The sequence below is a fragment of the Variovorax sp. GW821-FHT09D04 genome (genome assembly GCF_059416405.1).
The window spans coordinates 278,124-292,693 of the sequence record NZ_JBWKPA010000005.1; the positions used below are offsets into that span (position 1 = coordinate 278,124).

The 14,570-nt window shown below is 70.2% G+C and carries 15 protein-coding genes and 1 pseudogene; 4 read left to right on the top strand and 12 right to left on the bottom strand.

Going from position 1 to position 14,570, the window contains the following annotated elements; all coding sequences use genetic code 11:
• Positions 1-10 precede the first annotated feature (10 nt).
• From AC07O4_RS17950 to modB, 5 genes are all read right to left on the bottom strand, one after another.
• Positions 11-301, bottom strand: coding sequence for a hypothetical protein (locus AC07O4_RS17950; RefSeq protein ID WP_307696225.1), 291 nt, complete (start codon positions 299-301; stop codon positions 11-13).
• On the bottom strand, positions 298-2,640 hold the full coding sequence (locus tag AC07O4_RS17955; protein WP_495305260.1) for an FdhF/YdeP family oxidoreductase: 2,343 nt from the start codon (positions 2,638-2,640) through the stop codon (positions 298-300). Before AC07O4_RS17955 ends, AC07O4_RS17950 begins: the two co-directional genes overlap by 4 nt.
• A 90-nt stretch (positions 2,641-2,730) precedes the next feature.
• Positions 2,731-3,522 carry an ABC transporter ATP-binding protein gene (locus AC07O4_RS17960; protein WP_495271145.1) on the bottom strand — a complete coding sequence of 264 codons (792 nt, stop codon included), beginning with the start codon at positions 3,520-3,522 and terminating at the stop codon, positions 2,731-2,733.
• Complete coding sequence (gene modA, locus AC07O4_RS17965; protein ID WP_495305261.1) at positions 3,519-4,268, bottom strand: molybdate ABC transporter substrate-binding protein; 750 nt, start codon at positions 4,266-4,268, stop codon at positions 3,519-3,521. The genes AC07O4_RS17960 and modA overlap by 4 nt, the downstream gene beginning before the upstream one ends.
• A gap of 28 nt (positions 4,269-4,296) precedes the next feature.
• On the bottom strand, positions 4,297-4,986 hold the full coding sequence (modB, locus tag AC07O4_RS17970) for a molybdate ABC transporter permease subunit (RefSeq protein WP_062479002.1): 690 nt from the start codon (positions 4,984-4,986) through the stop codon (positions 4,297-4,299).
• Positions 4,987-5,101: 115 nt separating this feature from the next.
• On the opposite strand from modB, the gene AC07O4_RS17975 reads away from it, so the two are divergent.
• Both AC07O4_RS17975 and AC07O4_RS17980 read left to right on the top strand, forming a co-directional pair.
• Positions 5,102-5,341 (top strand): hypothetical protein, encoded by a 240-nt coding sequence (locus AC07O4_RS17975; RefSeq protein ID WP_062478998.1) that lies wholly within the window; start codon positions 5,102-5,104, stop codon positions 5,339-5,341.
• Complete coding sequence (locus AC07O4_RS17980; protein ID WP_495305262.1) at positions 5,338-6,018, top strand: nitroreductase family protein; 681 nt, start codon at positions 5,338-5,340, stop codon at positions 6,016-6,018. Before AC07O4_RS17975 ends, AC07O4_RS17980 begins: the two co-directional genes overlap by 4 nt.
• Here the strand turns inward: AC07O4_RS17980 and tsaA are convergent.
• From tsaA to apbC, 4 genes are all read right to left on the bottom strand, one after another.
• Positions 5,979-6,476, bottom strand: coding sequence for a tRNA (N6-threonylcarbamoyladenosine(37)-N6)-methyltransferase TrmO (gene tsaA, locus AC07O4_RS17985; RefSeq protein WP_159274924.1), 498 nt, complete (start codon positions 6,474-6,476; stop codon positions 5,979-5,981). The genes AC07O4_RS17980 and tsaA overlap by 40 nt on opposite strands.
• Positions 6,473-6,820, bottom strand: a complete 348-nt coding sequence (locus AC07O4_RS17990; protein WP_062478989.1) for a winged helix-turn-helix domain-containing protein — start codon at positions 6,818-6,820, stop codon at positions 6,473-6,475. The genes tsaA and AC07O4_RS17990 overlap by 4 nt, the downstream gene beginning before the upstream one ends.
• A gap of 52 nt (positions 6,821-6,872) precedes the next feature.
• The gene (locus AC07O4_RS17995; protein ID WP_062478987.1) at positions 6,873-7,823 is read right to left on the bottom strand and encodes a LysR family transcriptional regulator; all 951 of its coding nucleotides are present in this window, start codon (positions 7,821-7,823) and stop codon (positions 6,873-6,875) included.
• A gap of 76 nt (positions 7,824-7,899) precedes the next feature.
• On the bottom strand, positions 7,900-8,991 hold the full coding sequence (gene apbC / locus AC07O4_RS18000; protein ID WP_062478984.1) for an iron-sulfur cluster carrier protein ApbC: 1,092 nt from the start codon (positions 8,989-8,991) through the stop codon (positions 7,900-7,902).
• A gap of 107 nt (positions 8,992-9,098) precedes the next feature.
• Here apbC and AC07O4_RS18005 point away from each other — a divergent pair, with 107 nt between their 5' ends.
• Positions 9,099-10,304: a patatin-like phospholipase family protein gene (locus AC07O4_RS18005; RefSeq protein WP_495305263.1), complete on the top strand. Its 1,206-nt coding sequence runs from the start codon at positions 9,099-9,101 to the stop codon at positions 10,302-10,304.
• Between the two features lie 31 nt (positions 10,305-10,335).
• Here AC07O4_RS18005 and AC07O4_RS18010 read toward each other — a convergent pair whose 3' ends face one another.
• From AC07O4_RS18010 to AC07O4_RS18020, 3 genes and pseudogenes are all read right to left on the bottom strand, one after another.
• Entirely contained in the window at positions 10,336-11,595 is a 1,260-nt protein-coding gene (locus AC07O4_RS18010) for a M20 family metallo-hydrolase (protein WP_495305329.1), read from the bottom strand.
• Positions 11,581-12,780: pseudogene (locus AC07O4_RS18015) on the bottom strand (diaminopropionate ammonia-lyase); the annotation flags it as partial. The pseudogene AC07O4_RS18015 and the gene AC07O4_RS18010, both read right to left, overlap by 15 nt.
• Before the next feature lie 28 nt (positions 12,781-12,808).
• On the bottom strand, positions 12,809-13,990 hold the full coding sequence (locus AC07O4_RS18020; protein WP_495305264.1) for a M20 aminoacylase family protein: 1,182 nt from the start codon (positions 13,988-13,990) through the stop codon (positions 12,809-12,811).
• 91 nt (positions 13,991-14,081) lie between these two features.
• Between AC07O4_RS18020 and AC07O4_RS18025 the strand changes: the two genes are divergently transcribed.
• Positions 14,082-14,555, top strand: a complete 474-nt coding sequence (locus tag AC07O4_RS18025; protein WP_495305265.1) for an Lrp/AsnC family transcriptional regulator — start codon at positions 14,082-14,084, stop codon at positions 14,553-14,555.
• Positions 14,556-14,570 lie beyond the last annotated feature (15 nt).

Sequence of the window (14,570 nt, forward strand, 5' to 3'; positions counted from 1 at the left end):
CATTGTCCGCTCAGTCGGATTGTTCGTCAGCCGGCAGGCTGTCGACCACCGCGCGCCCGGCGTCGGTGAGGTGCGCGACCCAGCGATCGTCCAACTGCACCACGCGCACCCAGCCCGGTCCGCGCACGCCGCCCAGCGCGGCATCGCCCATCAGCGTGAGCTGGCGCATGACCACGCTGGCGCCCTGCCCCAGCCGCTTGCCCAGGCGCGGCAGCGACATGCCGCCCTCGCCGGGTGCTTCAGCGAGCGCGCGCAGGATCGCGATGGAAAAGGCGTCGGCGTCGAACCCGGAGTCGCTCATGCCGCCACGGCGTCAGCCTCCACCGCGACCGGCGCCACATGCAGCGACAGCACCACGGGGATCGACTTGGAGGTCGGCGTGCCCGCGTTCTCGGCCACCGACGACAGCGGCACCAGCGGGTTCGTCTCGGGGTAGTAGGCCGCGAGGTTGCCGCGCGGGATGTCGTAGGCCACCAGCTTGAAACGGTCGGCACGCCGCTCCTGCCCGTCGCTCCACACGGTCTGGATGTCGACCCAGTCGCCGTCCTTCATGCCGAGCTGGCGGATGTCGTCTTTGTGGATGAACACCACGCGGCGCTGGCCGAACACGCCGCGGTAGCGGTCGTCCATGCCGTAGATGGTGGTGTTGTACTGGTCGTGCGAGCGCGTGGTGAGCAGCGTGAACACCAGCGTGTCGCGCTGCGACGCAAAGCGCGCGCGGGCCCGGTGCGCGTGCGTGTCCAGCGGCACGGCGTGCGTAAAGAACACGGCCTTGCGCGACGCCGTGGCCCACACGCGCTCGCTGGCCGTGTTGCGCAGGCGGAAGCCGCCGGGGTGCGCCACGCGAACGTTGAAGTCCTTGAAGTCGTCGAACACGGCTTCGATCTTGTCGCGGATGCGGGCGTAGTCTTCGACCAGCCAGAGCCACGGCGTCCTGCTGCGCGCGCCGATGGTGGCTGCAGCAAGGCGCGCGACGATGGCGGGCTCGGACAACAAGAGTTCCGACGCGGGCGGGTTGATGCCCACCGAGATGTGCACCATGCTCATCGAGTCTTCGACCGTCACGCCCTGCGGGCCGTTGGCCTGCATGTCGATCTCGGTGCGGCCCAGGCACGGCAGGATGAGCGCCTCACGCCCGTGGATGATGTGGCTGCGGTTGAGCTTGGTCGTCACGTGCACCGTGAGGTCGCACTGCTGCAGCGCCTTCCAGGTCTGGTAGGTGTCGGGCGTGGCCGCCGCGAAGTTGCCGCCGAGCGCGAAGAACACCTTGCCCTTGCCGTCGAGCATGAGCTGGATCGCCTCGACCGTGTCCACGCCGTTCTGGCGCGGCGGCTCGAAGCCGAACACCTGCTGCAGCCGGTCGAGCAGCGCGGCCGGCGGCTTTTCCCAGATGCCCATGGTGCGGTCGCCCTGCACGTTGCTGTGGCCGCGCACCGGGCAGGCGCCCGCGCCTTCGCGGCCCATGTGGCCGCACAGCATGAGCCAGTTGCCGATCATCTGGATCGTGGCCACCGAATGCTGGTGCTGCGTGATGCCCATGCCCCAGCACGCGATGACGCGCTTGGCGCCCAGGTACACGTCGGCCGCCGCGCGGATCTGCGCTTCGCTCAGGCCCGACTCCTGCACCAGCAGCGGCCACGATTCGGCGCGCAGGTCGTCGGCCAGCGCTTCGAAACCCAGGGTGTGCTCGGCGATGAATGCGTGGTCGAGCACCGAAGGCTCGCCGCGCGCCACCGCCGCGTCTTCGCGCTCGATGACGTGCTTCATCATCCCCTTCACCGCCGCGAAGTCGCCGCCCACGCGCAGCTGGAAGTAGTGCGTGCTGATCGGCGTGGAGCCCAGCGTGGCCATCTCCAGCTTGTCCTGCGGATCGGCAAAGCGCTCCAGCCCGCGCTCGCGCAGCGGGTTGAAGCTCACGATGCGCGCGCCGCGCTTGGAGGCCGCGCGCAGCTCGCCGAGCATGCGCGGGTGATTGGTGCCCGGGTTCTGGCCGAAGATGAAGATCGCGTCGGCCTTCTCGAAGTCTTCCAGCGTGACCGTGCCCTTGCCCACGCCCAGCTGCGGGCGCATGCCGCTGCCGCTGGGCTCGTGGCACATGTTCGAGCAGTCGGGAAAATTGTTGGTGCCGTACTCGCGCACGAACAGCTGGTACAGGAAAGCCGCCTCGTTGCTCGCGCGGCCCGAGGTGTAGAAGATGGCCTGGTTCGGGTCGGGCAGCACGTTCAGGTGCCGCGCAATGCGCGCGAAGGCGTCGTCCCAGTCGATGGGCACGTACCTGTCGCTGGCCGCGTCGTAGGCCATGGGGTGCGTGAGCCGGCCCTGGTCTTCGAGCCAGAAGTCGCTCTGCTGGGCCAGCTCGGCCACGGTGTGCTTCGCGAACAGCTCCGGGCCCGCGCGGCGCGCGGTGGCCTCGGCGGCCACGGCTTTCACGCCGTTCTCGCAGAACTCGAAGGTCGAGGCATGGTTGCGGTCGGGCCAGGCGCAGCCCGGGCAGTCGAAACCGTCGGGCTGGTTGGCCGAGAGCAGCGTCTTCGCGCCCTTGACCGGAATGTCCTGCCGCAGCAGCGCATTCGTCACGCTGCGCAACGCGCCCCAGCCACCGGCGGGGCCCTTGTAAAACTCGATCTTCTGCTCGCTCATGGCGGCAGTGTTGGCCTGTGGGGGCGTGGCGTCAAATTGAATCGCGACATGCGGCGATTCAAAATGGAAATGACGGGGGAGGAAAGGCGCTCAGGCCTCGCGCGCGCCACCCATCAGCAAGCCCCGCAGCTTGCTGCGCAGCGGCGTCTCCTCCACCTCCTGCACCCCGGCAATCTCCCGCAGCGCAAAGTCGCGGCTCTCGGCGTTGTGCAGGTCGATCTCGCGCACCACCTGCCCGTCCTTGTAGACAAAGGCCACGTCGGCCAGCGCCAGCACGTCCTCGATGTCGTGCGTGATCATCAAAACCGGGATGCCCCATTGCTTGCGCACCTGCGCGAGCTCGTTGCGCAGTTCGGCGCGCAGCATGGGGTTGAGCGCGGCAAAGGGTTCGTCGAGCAGCAGCACCTGCGGTTCGCAGGCCAGGGCGCGCGCCAGAGCCACGCGCTGCTGCTGGCCGCCCGAGAGTTTCTGCGGCCGGCTGTCGGCCAGCGCGGCGAGGCCGAAGCTGGCCAGCAGCGCCTGCACGCGCTCGGCGTCGCGCGCCGGCAGCGTGCGGCGGTGCCACGCGGTGAGCCCGAAGGCCACGTTCTCGCGCACCGTGAGGTGCGGGAACAGCGCGTAGTTCTGGAACAGGTAGCCGATGCGGCGCGCCGGCGCGGGCACGTCGATGCGCTGCGCCGCGTCGTACAGCGTACGGCCATCAAGCCGCACATGGCCCGCCGACGGATGCAGCAGGCCAGCGATGGCCTGCAGGGTCAGCGACTTGCCGGCCCCCGAGGGGCCGTAGAGCGCGGCAAAGGGAACGTCGGTCTGGAAGCGCACGGCGAGGTCGAAGCGCCGGGCCCCGTCCTTCACCGTGAGCTGCAGATCGACATCGATCATGGCTTGCCGAAACCGTAGCGCGCGAGCACTTCCTGGGCCGCAGGCGTCGACAGGAAGGCGATGAAGTCGCCGGCCAGCGCCTTCTGCTTGCTCTCGGCCACCACGGCGATGGGGTAGGTCACGGGCGTGTGGCCGGTGGGCGTGAAGGCGACCTTGACCTTGTCGCCAGCCACGGCCGCGTCGGTGCGGTAGACAAAGCCGGCCTCGACCTCGCCACGGCTCACGTAGTCGAGCACCTGGCGCACGCTGTCGGCCTGCACGAACTTGGGTTCGAGCACGGTCCAGAGCTTGGCGTTGTCCAGCACCTGCTTGGTGTAGCGGCCGACCGGCACGGTGGCGGTCTTGCCGACGGCGATCTTCTTCACGCTGGCGCCGCTCAGGTCCTGCAGCGACTTCAGGCCGACGGCGCCCTGCGCAGGCTCGACCAGCACGAGGCTGTTGGTGACGAAGTCCTTGCGGGTGGCGGTTTCGATGAGCTTCTGGTCGTTGCCGCGGTTCATCGTCTCCTGGTCGGCGCTGGCGAACACGTCGACCGGCGCTCCCTGCCCGATCTGCTGCAGCAGCACGCCCGAGGCCGCGAAGTTGAAGCGCACGGTGCTGCCCGCCTTGGCGGCTTCGAACTTGGGACCGATTTCCTTGAACGCGTCGGTCAGGCTCGCGGCGGCGGACACGGTGATCTGCTGCGCGGCGGCCGCAAGCGGCAGGGCCAGGGCAAGCACGACGGACAAAAGACGCAACGGACGCATGGGCACAGTCTCCTGGAAAAAGGGGGGATCAACGAAGCGAAAAGAAGCGGTTCGACACGACCAGCACGGCAATCGACAGCACCGACGTGACGACCACCAGCAGCAGCGCCAGGTCGTCGTGGCCGGCCTGCACGGCGTCGTAGATGGCCATCGACAGGGTCTGGGTCTGCTTGGGAATGGAGCCGGCCACCATCAGCGAGGCGCCGAACTCGCCCATGGCGCGCGCGAACGCGAGCAGCGTGCCGGCCAGGATGCCGGGCCAGGCCAGCGGCAACGTGACGCGCAAAAACACCGAGAACGGCGACTGGCGCAAGGTGCTCGCGGCGGCCTCGAGCGAGCGATCGACGTTAGAAAAAGCCGCGCTGGCCGACTTGAGCACCAGCGGCAGCGCCACCACGGCCGAGGCCACCACGGCGCCGTGCCAGCTGAAGATGATGGTGTAGTCGAAGTGCTCGCGCAGCCAGGCGCCGAGCGGGCTGCGGCGCCCCGCCGCGACCAGGATGGCGTAGCCGATCACCGTGGGCGGCAGCACCAGCGGCAGCATGAACACGGCCTCGAGCACGCCCGAGCCGACGAACTGCTTGCGCGCGAACACCCAGCCCAGCGCCACGCCCGCGACCAGCGCCAGCAAGGTCGCGACCGCCGCGACCTGCAGCGACAGGACCAGCGGCGACCAGTCGGTGGTGGCGATGAGCGAAGAGGTGGTCGTCGTGTTCATTGAGATACGGCGTAATTGTTACATGAGCAGCCTTCTGGTTCCCACGGGGATGCACGGATGCGCCGGTCTTCATATACTGGCGAATACAGCGTTGGAGACTTTGTCCATCCGCCCCATGCGCCTTTCCCCTCATGACACCGTTGTCCGCTCGACCTCCGGCAGGCCCGAGCTTCGCCATGTGACGCAGGTGCACGAATGGCGCATCGAGCGCACGCTGGACGCCGGCGGCTTCGTGCTGTCGATCATCGCGCCGGGCGGCGAGAGCCAGTCGTTCCTGGTGGCGCCGGGCGACGCGCAGGACATCGGCGAGGTGCTGCGCCGCAGCGCCGCGTGGACCGACCGGCGCGGGCCATGACGGCCATGTGGCGCCACATGACGGGTGCGGAACGCATCCTCGAAGTCCTGCTGACACGGCGATCGGTCTCGCCGCGGCGGCTGCAATCGCCCGGCCCCAACCCCGACGAACTCGACGCCATCATTCAGGCCGGCCTGCGCGCGCCCGACCACGGCGGGCTGCATCCGTGGCGCGTGATCGAGTTCCGCCCGCAGAACCGCGAGGCGCTGGCCTGGTGCTTCGAACAGGAAAAGCTGCGCCGCGATCCGCTCGCCAGCCCGACCGACCTGCGGCGCGCCCGCGAGCACGCCACGCGCCCGCCGCTGCTGCTGGGCTTCGTGGTGTCGCCGCGCGAGCGCAGCAAGATCCCGGCGCGCGAGCAGTGGCTGGGCGCCGGTGCGGCGCTGGGCAACCTGCTGGCCGCCGCGCACCAATTGGGCTACGGCGCCATCGTGCTCAGCGGCGAGCGCTGCTTCGACGAGACGCTGGTGCGCCAGGTCGGCGTGCAGCCGGGCGAGTACCTGGCGGGTTTCATCAGCATGGGCACGATCCGCGAAGCGCCGCCGCAGGCGCGCGAGACGCTGTCGCAGGACGTGTGGTCGTGCTGGCAGGGCGACCTGCTGCCGGGCGCGGCCGGCGAGGCGTCAGCCGACGGCGATCAGTCCATCCGGCCGTCGGAGCGCGTGCGCGGCAACTGATCGAGCCGCGCGCCGAACCAGCCCACGCGCTCGGTCTCGCGCACGTCGAAGCGCGGCACGTAGGGCTTGATGTCGAGCACGGGCGTGCCGTCGATCATGTCGTTGCCGCTGAAGTGCAGCGTCGTGCCTTCCACCGCCGTGAGCCGCACGATCGACAGGCCCAGCCGGTTGGGCCGCGCGGGCGCGCGCGTGGCGAACACGCCATGCGTGGCGTCGTCGAGAAAGGGCACCACCTCGAGCCGTTCGTGCGCGCAGCGGTGCAGGTGGGTCACGAGGATCAGGTAGTCGAAGCCTTCGATGTCGCGCAGCCCCGGCGCGAACTCGGCGAACACCTCCAGGCGCCCCACTTCGTCGGGCGCGCCGGCCGTCTGGATGGGCATGCCCGAGGTCTCGGTGAAGCGGCTGCGCACGATGCCGACCGGGCGGCAGACGACAGGGTCGATGTCGGCGGCGTTCATGGGGCCAGCAGGCGCGTGAGCGCGCGAACGTCGGCCGCCGTTGCGAGGCGCGCGGCGTTCTCGATGGCGCGGTAGCGCTTCACGATGTCCTCGCCCACCGGCGTGAGCGCCGTGCCGCCGCCGCGCGAGCCGCCGGCGGCGGTGTTCACGGCCGGCGAGGCCAGCGTCTGGTTCATCTCGTCGATCAGCATCCACGCGCGGCGGTACGACATGCCGAGCAGGCGGGCCGCCGCGGAGATCGAACCGGTCTCGGCCACGGCTTCGAGCACGGCGATCTTGCCGGGGCCGATGGCGATGGTGTCGTCCCGGTAGATGCGCAGGCGGAACTGGGCTTTGGATTTCATGATGGCGCGAAGGGTAAACCATCCAGGTGCCGTCGACACCCGTGGGCCGGGGCTACGCGGCGTCGAGCGCGCCGCTGTGCTGACGCGCCTGCGCCTGCCACTCGGGCGTCTGCAGGAAGGCCAGCGCCGCATCGAGCGCCCGCGCGGGCCGCACGCCCTCCTGCGTCATGAAGCCGATGGGCGTGCGCACCTCGGGCGCCACCAGCGGCAGCGCCTCCAGTTCGCGGTGGCTGCGCACGGCCGCCACCATGGCGCCGGGCAGCACGCTGCTGACGGTGCCCGCGCTCACGGCCAGCGCGAGCGTGAGCACCGAGTTGGTCTCGATGGCCGGCGCCACCGCGGCCACGCCGGCCTCGCGCAGGGCCTGGTCGATGATGGCGCGGTTGTGCATGTCGGGCGTGAGCAGGCACAGCGGCAGCGTGCCGGCCTCGGCCCAGGCGATGGGGCGGCCGATGCGCAGCCGGTCGGCCGAGGGCTTCTTCGCACGCCGCAGCAAGAAGTAATGCTCGATGCTCTGCGGCCAGGCCTTGAGCTTGACGCCCGGCAGGTGCATGCGCTCGGTGTAGCCCAGCGCGAGGTCGACCGAGAGGTTTTCCAGGCCCGTCTCCAGTTCCTGCGAGCTCATGGAGAGCACGGCCGGCACGATGCCCGGATGGCGCTGTTGCAGCATCGCGGCAAAGCGCGACAGCATCGGGATCGCGGTGGGCACGGCGGCCATGCGCAGGCGCCCGCGCGGGTCGCCGGCCTCGCTGCGCAGCTCCTGCAGCAGCACCTCGTTGTCGCGCAGCATGCGCTGCGCCGTGGCCAGCACGCGCTCGCCTTCGTGCGTGAGGCCCACGTACACGCGGGAGCGCTTGACGATGACGACGCCGAACTCGCCTTCCAGCGCGCGCAGCGCATTGGAAAGGGCCGGCTGCGTGATGTGGCAGGCCTGCGCGGCGCGGCCGAAATGCTTGTGCTCGCTGAGTGCGACGAGGTAGCGCATCGAGGCGAGCAGGTTCATTGCGTGCGTCCTTTTTCTTCTTGCGGGCTCGCGTCCGGGGTGCCTGCGCAGGCCCTCGCCCTGCTCCGCCTCGGTCTCAGGTGTTCTTGCTGATCGAGATCGTCGGGAACTTCGCGGAAAAGTCCTTCGCCTTCTCCGCGATCCCCACCGCCACGCTGCGCGCCACGGCCTTGTAGAGCCCGGCCACCTCGCCGTCGGGGTCGGACACCACCGTGGGCGCCCCGCTGTCCGCCTGCAGCCGGATGTTGATGTCCAGCGGCAGCGCGCCCAGGTAGGCCATCTGGTACTCGGCCGCCATCTTCTTGCCGCCGTCGGCGCCGAAGATGTGCTCGGCATGGCCGCAGTTCGAGCAGATGTGCACCGCCATGTTCTCCACGATGCCCAGGATCGGCACGCCGACCTTCTCGAACATCTGGATGCCCTTGCGCGCGTCGAGCAGCGCGATATCTTGCGGCGTGGTGACGATCACCGCGCCCGTCATCGGCACGCGCTGGCTCAGCGTGAGCTGGATGTCGCCGGTGCCCGGCGGCATGTCGACGATCAGGTAGTCGAGGTCTTTCCAGTTGGTCTGGCGCAGCAGCTGCTCGAGCGCCTGCGTGGCCATGGGGCCGCGCCAGATCATGGCCTGGTCGGCGTCGACCAGGAAGCCGATCGACATCACCTGCACGCCATGGCGCTCCTTGGGCTCCATGTTCTTGCCGTCGATGCTCTCGGGGCGCCCATCCAGGCCCATCATCATGGGCTGGCTCGGGCCGTAGATGTCGGCGTCGAGCAGGCCCACGCTGGCGCCCTCGGCGGCCAGTGCCAGCGCCAGGTTGGCGGCCGTGGTGCTCTTGCCCACGCCGCCCTTGCCCGAGGCCACGGCCACGATGTTGCGCACGTTGGGCATCAGCTGCACGCCGCGCTGCACCGCATGGCTGATGACCTTGGTGACGATGTTGACCGACACGTTCTCCACGCCCGGCACGGCCTTGGCCGCGGCCACCAGCGATTTGCGGATGGCCGCGTGCTGGCTCTTGGCGGGGTAGCCCAGTTCGAGGTCGAACGAGACATCGCCCTCGGCGATCTGCAGGTTTTTGAGCGAGCGGGTCGCTGCGAATTCTTTGCCGGTGTTAGGGTCCGTGACGCTCTTGAGTGCGTCCATGAGCCCGTCGGGGGTGAGTGCCATTGATCAAACTCCTGAATGGCGGGTAGTCTATTCCGCCCGCCAAGCCCGTACCGGGACGCGCTCATTTCCCGTCCGAAAAACGCCGAAGAAGAAAAGACACCGACGCAATGCCCGAGACAAGCCCCGCCACCGGCCTGCTGCTGACAGGCGGCGGCGCCCGCGCCGCCTACCAGGTCGGCGTGCTCGAAGCCATCGCCGAGATCCGGCGCGACGCCGTGGCGGCGGGTGCGGCCATCGGCGGCGGCAACCCCTTCCAGATCATCACCGGCACCTCGGCCGGCGCCATCAACGCCGCCGCGCTGGCCTGCGGTTCCGACGACTTCGACCGCGTGGTCGCGCACATCGCGCAGGTCTGGGGCGAGTTCCGCGCCGAGCAGATCTACCGCGCCGACTCGCTCTCGGTGCTCGGCAGCGGCGCGCGCTGGCGCATGCTGCTCGGCCTGGGGCGCTTTGCGGCCAACTGGATGCGCATCAAGCCGAAGTCGCTGCTGGACAACACGCCGCTGGCCGGCCTGCTGCAACGCCTGGTGCCGCTGGACCGCCTGCCGACGCTCATGCAGCAGGGCCACGTGCAGGCGCTGGCCGTCACGGCCTCGAGCTACAGCTCGGGCGAGCACGTGACCTTCTTCGAGGCGGCCGTGCCGATGGAGCCCTGGGTGCGCTCGCAGCGCCTGTCGGTGCGCGACCGCATCACGCACGCGCACCTGATGGCCTCGTCGGCCATTCCCTTCGTGTTCCCGGCCACCGCGCTGCCGATGCCGCCGGGCCACACCGAGTACTTCGGCGACGGCTCGATGCGCCAGTCGGCGCCCATCGCGGCGGCGATCCACCTGGGTGCGCAGCGCATCGTGGTGATCGGCGCGGGCCGCATGCACGAGCCGCGCGACGAGGACGCGCCCAACACCCACAGCGGCTACCCGACCATGGCGCAGATCGCCGGCCATGCGCTGTCGAGCATCTTTCTGGATGCGCTGGCGGTCGACATCGAGCGCCTGCGCCGCATCAACCACACGCTGGGCCTCATTCCCGAAGAGGCGCGCGCCGCGAGTGCGCTGCGCCCGCTCGACCTGCTGGTGATCTCGCCGTCGGAGCGCATCGACATGATCGCGGCGCGCCACGTCGACGCGCTGCCGGGCGCCGTGCGGCACCTGCTGGGCGGCTCGAAGGTCGCGGCCGACGTGAAGGGCGGCGCGCTCGCGAGTTACCTGCTGTTCGAATCGGCCTACACGCGCGAACTCATGGCGCTCGGGCGCGCGGACGCGATGCGCCAGCGCGACGAGGTGCTGCGGTTCTTCGGGTGGGTGCCGGCGTGACGGCGAACGCGGCCGGCTGAGCTCCCGCCGCTCAGTCTGCCTCGTCCAGCAGCCCCAGCACCACGTCCAGCAGCACGTTCGCGCCCTGCGCCAGGTCGGCGCTCGCCGTGTGCTCCTTCGGGTTGTGGCTGATGCCGCGCACGCTCGGCACGAAGACCATCGCGGCGGGCGCGATGCGCGCCATCATCTGCGCGTCGTGGCCTGCGCCCGAGGTCATGCGGCGGTGGCTCAGGCCGCGGGCGTGCGCGCTGGCCTCGACGAGGCGCACCAGCCGTTCATCGAACTGCACCGGCTCGAAGCGCGCCAGCGTGCGGGCTTCGATGGTCACGCCTTCGGTTGTTTCGAGCTGCCGCAGGTAGTCCGCCAACTCGCACTCGGCGTCCTTCAGCGTCGCCTCGTCGGTGTTGCGCAGGTCGACCGTGAGCGTGGCGCGCGCCGCGATCACGTTGATGAGGTTCGGGTTCAGGTCGATCGCGCCGACGGTCGCGACCTGGCTGCCGCCGTAGCGGCGCGCCAGCTCGCGCACGAACACCGCGATGGCGGCGGCGCAGTAGCCGGCGTCGTGGCGCAGGTGCATGGGCGTGGTGCCCGCGTGGTTCGACTGGCCGGTGACGACGATCTCCTGCCACGAGATGCCCTGCAGGTCGGCCACCGCGCCGATGGTGACGCCTTCGGCCTCGAGCACCGGGCCCTGCTCGATGTGCAGTTCGACGAACGCATGCGGCACCAGCGCGCCGCACGCCATGTCGCCCGCATAGCCGATGCGCGCGAGTTCGTCGCCCAGCCGCGCGCCGTCGGTGGCGACGGTGTCGAGCGCCGCCTCGAGCGCCAGCCCGCCCGCATGCACCAGCGAGCCCATCATGTCGGGCATGAAGCGCACGCCCTCCTCGTTGGTGAAAGCCGCGATCACGAAGGGGCGCAGCGTCTGGCGCTGGCGTTCGTTGAGCCAGCGCACCACCTCCAGGCCGGCCAGCACGCCGTAGTTGCCGTCGTAGCGCCCGCCCGTGGCGACGGTGTCGATGTGGGAGCCAGTCATCACGGGCTTCGCATCCGGCAGCTGCCCGGGGCGGATGCCGAAGATGTTGCCGATGCGGTCGATGCGCACGGTGAGTCCCAGGTCGCGCATCCACTGCACGAGCCGGTCGCGGCCCGCGCGGTCGGCGTCGGTGAGTGCGATGCGGCAGACGCCGCCTTGCGCCGTCGCGCCGATGGCGGCGTGCGCTTCGATGCGCGCCATCAACGCCGCTTCGGCGATGCCTTCGCGCTGCAGCCATTGCGCCTGCGCCGCCACGACTTCTTCGCCTGTGCGGCCGGTCAGCGCGCGGTACACGCCGGGCGCGGTCGCGCCTTCGGTGCTGAACAGCAGCACGCGCGAGCGTGCGTCGAGGCCGGCGGCACGCGCCAGTTCAGGGTCGGCCGCGAGCACCTGCAGCGCGGCCAGGCCGGCCGCGCCCGATTCGCCGACCAGCACGGGCACGTCGCCCGCCTCGCCGGTGGCGAAGGTGCGCATGGCGTGCTCGGCGTCGGCATCGGTGACGGTCATGAAGAGATCGACCGAAGGTTGCAGGAAGCGCCACGCGAGCGGCGAGGTCTCGCCACAGGCCAGTCCCGCCATCACCGAATCGACGCTGCCGGTGGCGCGGTCGGGCCGGCCGCTGCGCGCGCTCTGCAGCAGGCAGTCGGCCTGCTCGGGCTCGACGACGATCAGCGTCGGCCGCGCGGCGCCGTAGCGCTCCCAGAAATGGCTGGCCACGCCCGCCGCAAGCCCGCCGACGCCGCCCTGCACGATGACGTGGGTGAAGGGGCACGGTGCGCCGGGCGCGGTGTTCTCCAGCAGCTCGTCGACGAGGCTGCCGTAGCCCTGCATCACGTCGCGCGGAATCTCTTCGTAGCCTTCGTAGGAGGTGTCGGAGACCACCTCCCAACCGTTCACCCGGGCCAGGCGCGCGGCCTCCTCGACCGAGGCGTCGTAGTTGCCAGCGATGCGCACGATCTCCGCGCCGAGCGCGGCGATGGGCGCCTCGCGCTCCTCGCTGACTTGCGCGTGCAGCACGATCACGCAGCGGCAGCCCATGCTCTGTGCGGCAGCAGCCAGCGCGCGGCCATGGTTGCCGTCGGTCGCGCTGATGACGACGAAGTCGCGCAGCGCTTCGGCGTGCCGGCCCGCGAACAGGTCGGCGGGCGTCCAGCCCCGCTCGGGCCAACGGCGCAGCACCAGGCGCAGCAAGGCCACGGGCGCGCCCAGCACCTTGAAGCTGCCGAGCGCGGAGCGGCGCGATTCGTCCTTCACGACCACCTGCGCAACGCCCAGTTGTGCGGCGAGCCGGGGCAGCGGCCACGCCGGTGTCGGCTGCGGCGAGAGCCGGTCCCAGGTGGACAGCCACTGGCGGCTCTCGCGGCCGCGTGCAATGTTCATGACGGCCTGCAGGGCCGCGTCGTAGCCGCGCCGTTGCGCGTGAGGATTGGCGAAGAGCATGGGAAGAAAACCGGAAAAGAAGAATGGATCAGGCAGCGGCGCGCACGGGAAGCCGCCGCCGCACGATTTCCGCGAAGTAGCGCGCGCCCGTGGTCAGCACCGCGTCGTTGAAGTCGTAGCGGCCGTTGTGCAGCGGCGTGCCGCCGGGCTCGCCCTCGGCGCCGTTGCCCAGGAAGACGAAAGCGCCCGGCACGGCGCGCAGGAAGGCGCCGAAGTCTTCCGAGATCATCATCGGCGCGACATTCGCATCGACCTTTTCGGCGCCCACCACGGCCGTGGCGGCGGCCACCGCGGTCGGCACGCATTCCGCCCAGTTCACGGTGGGCGCGAACTCGTGCGTGTAGCTGAACGTGCACTCCGCGCCGTGCATGCGGCAGATGCCTTCGCTGATCTCGCGCATGCGCGCCTCGAGCATGCGCTGCACGGCCGGGTCGTAGCTGCGCGTGTCGCCCTTGATGACCACGTTCGACGGAATCGCGTTGCGGATGCCGTCGGTGATGAACTCGGTGCACGACACCACGGCCTGCGCGCCGGGGTCGAGCGTGCGTGACACGATGGTCTGCAGCGCCAGCACGATCTGCGCGCCGATCACGATCGGGTCGATGCCCATGTGCGGCCGCGCGGCGTGCGTGCCCCGGCCGTGGATGTGGATGACGAAGTTGTCCTCGCTCGCCATCAGGCCGCCCGCGCGCGTGGCGAAGGTGCCGGCGGGCAGGCCGGGCATGTTGTGCAGGCCGTAGATCTCGTCGACCGGGAAGCGTTCGAACAGGCCGTCGTCCATCATGGCCCGGGCGCCGCGGCCGTGCTCTTCGGCGGGCTGGAAGATGAAGCGCACGGTGCCGTCGAAATCGCGCCGCTCGCGCAGCAGCTGCGCCGCGCCGAGCACCATCGCCATGTGGCCGTCGTGGCCGCAGGCGTGCATGCGCCCGGGCGTGGCGGAGGCGTAGGGCCGCTCGGTCGCCAGCTCGGTAATGGCGAGCGCGTCCATCTCGGCGCGCAGGCCGATCACGCCCGGCCCGCTGCCCACCGTGAGGCTGGCGACCAGCCCGGTGCCGCCGATGCCCGTGTGCACCTCGAGCCCCAGCGCCCGCAGCGCGTTGGCAATGAAGGCCGAGGTCTTCGCCTCCTCGAAGCCGGTCTCGGGCATCGCATGCAGCTGGTGCCGCCAGCCGGCCAGCTGGTCGCGCAGGGGTTCGTCTGGAAACTTCATGGCGAGATGCTATTGACAACGCAGCGGGACAGGTGCGCAAAATGAGCCGCCGCCACGCAACGTTTTTGCGTGAAGCCAGCCCGTTCTTCTCATGACACCCCTCGACGCCCTCGACCTGCGCCTGCTCGAACTGATCCAGGCCGACAGCCGCCTCTCGCAGGGCGAGCTGGGCGAGCGCATCCACCTGTCGACGGCGGCGGTGAACCGCCGGCTCAAGCGCCTGCGCGACGAGGGCGTGATCCAGCGCCACGGCGCCGTGCTCTCGCCGGCCGCGCTCGGGCACCCGCTCACCATCGTGGTCGAGGTCGAGGTCGAAAGCGAGCAGATCGAGCGGCTCGACGCCATGAAGCAAAGCTTTCGCGACTGCCCGCAGGTGCAGCAGTGCTACTACGTGACGGGCGAGTGGGACTTCATCCTCGTGTGCGTGGTGCGCGACATGGCGCAGTACACCGCGCTCACCCGCCAGCTGTTTTTCCAGAGCAACAACGTCAAGCGCTTTCGCACGCTGGTGACGATGGACCCGGTGAAGGTGAGCCTGGATGTGCCGGTGTCGGCGGGGGCCTGAGGGCGCGGGCTCAGG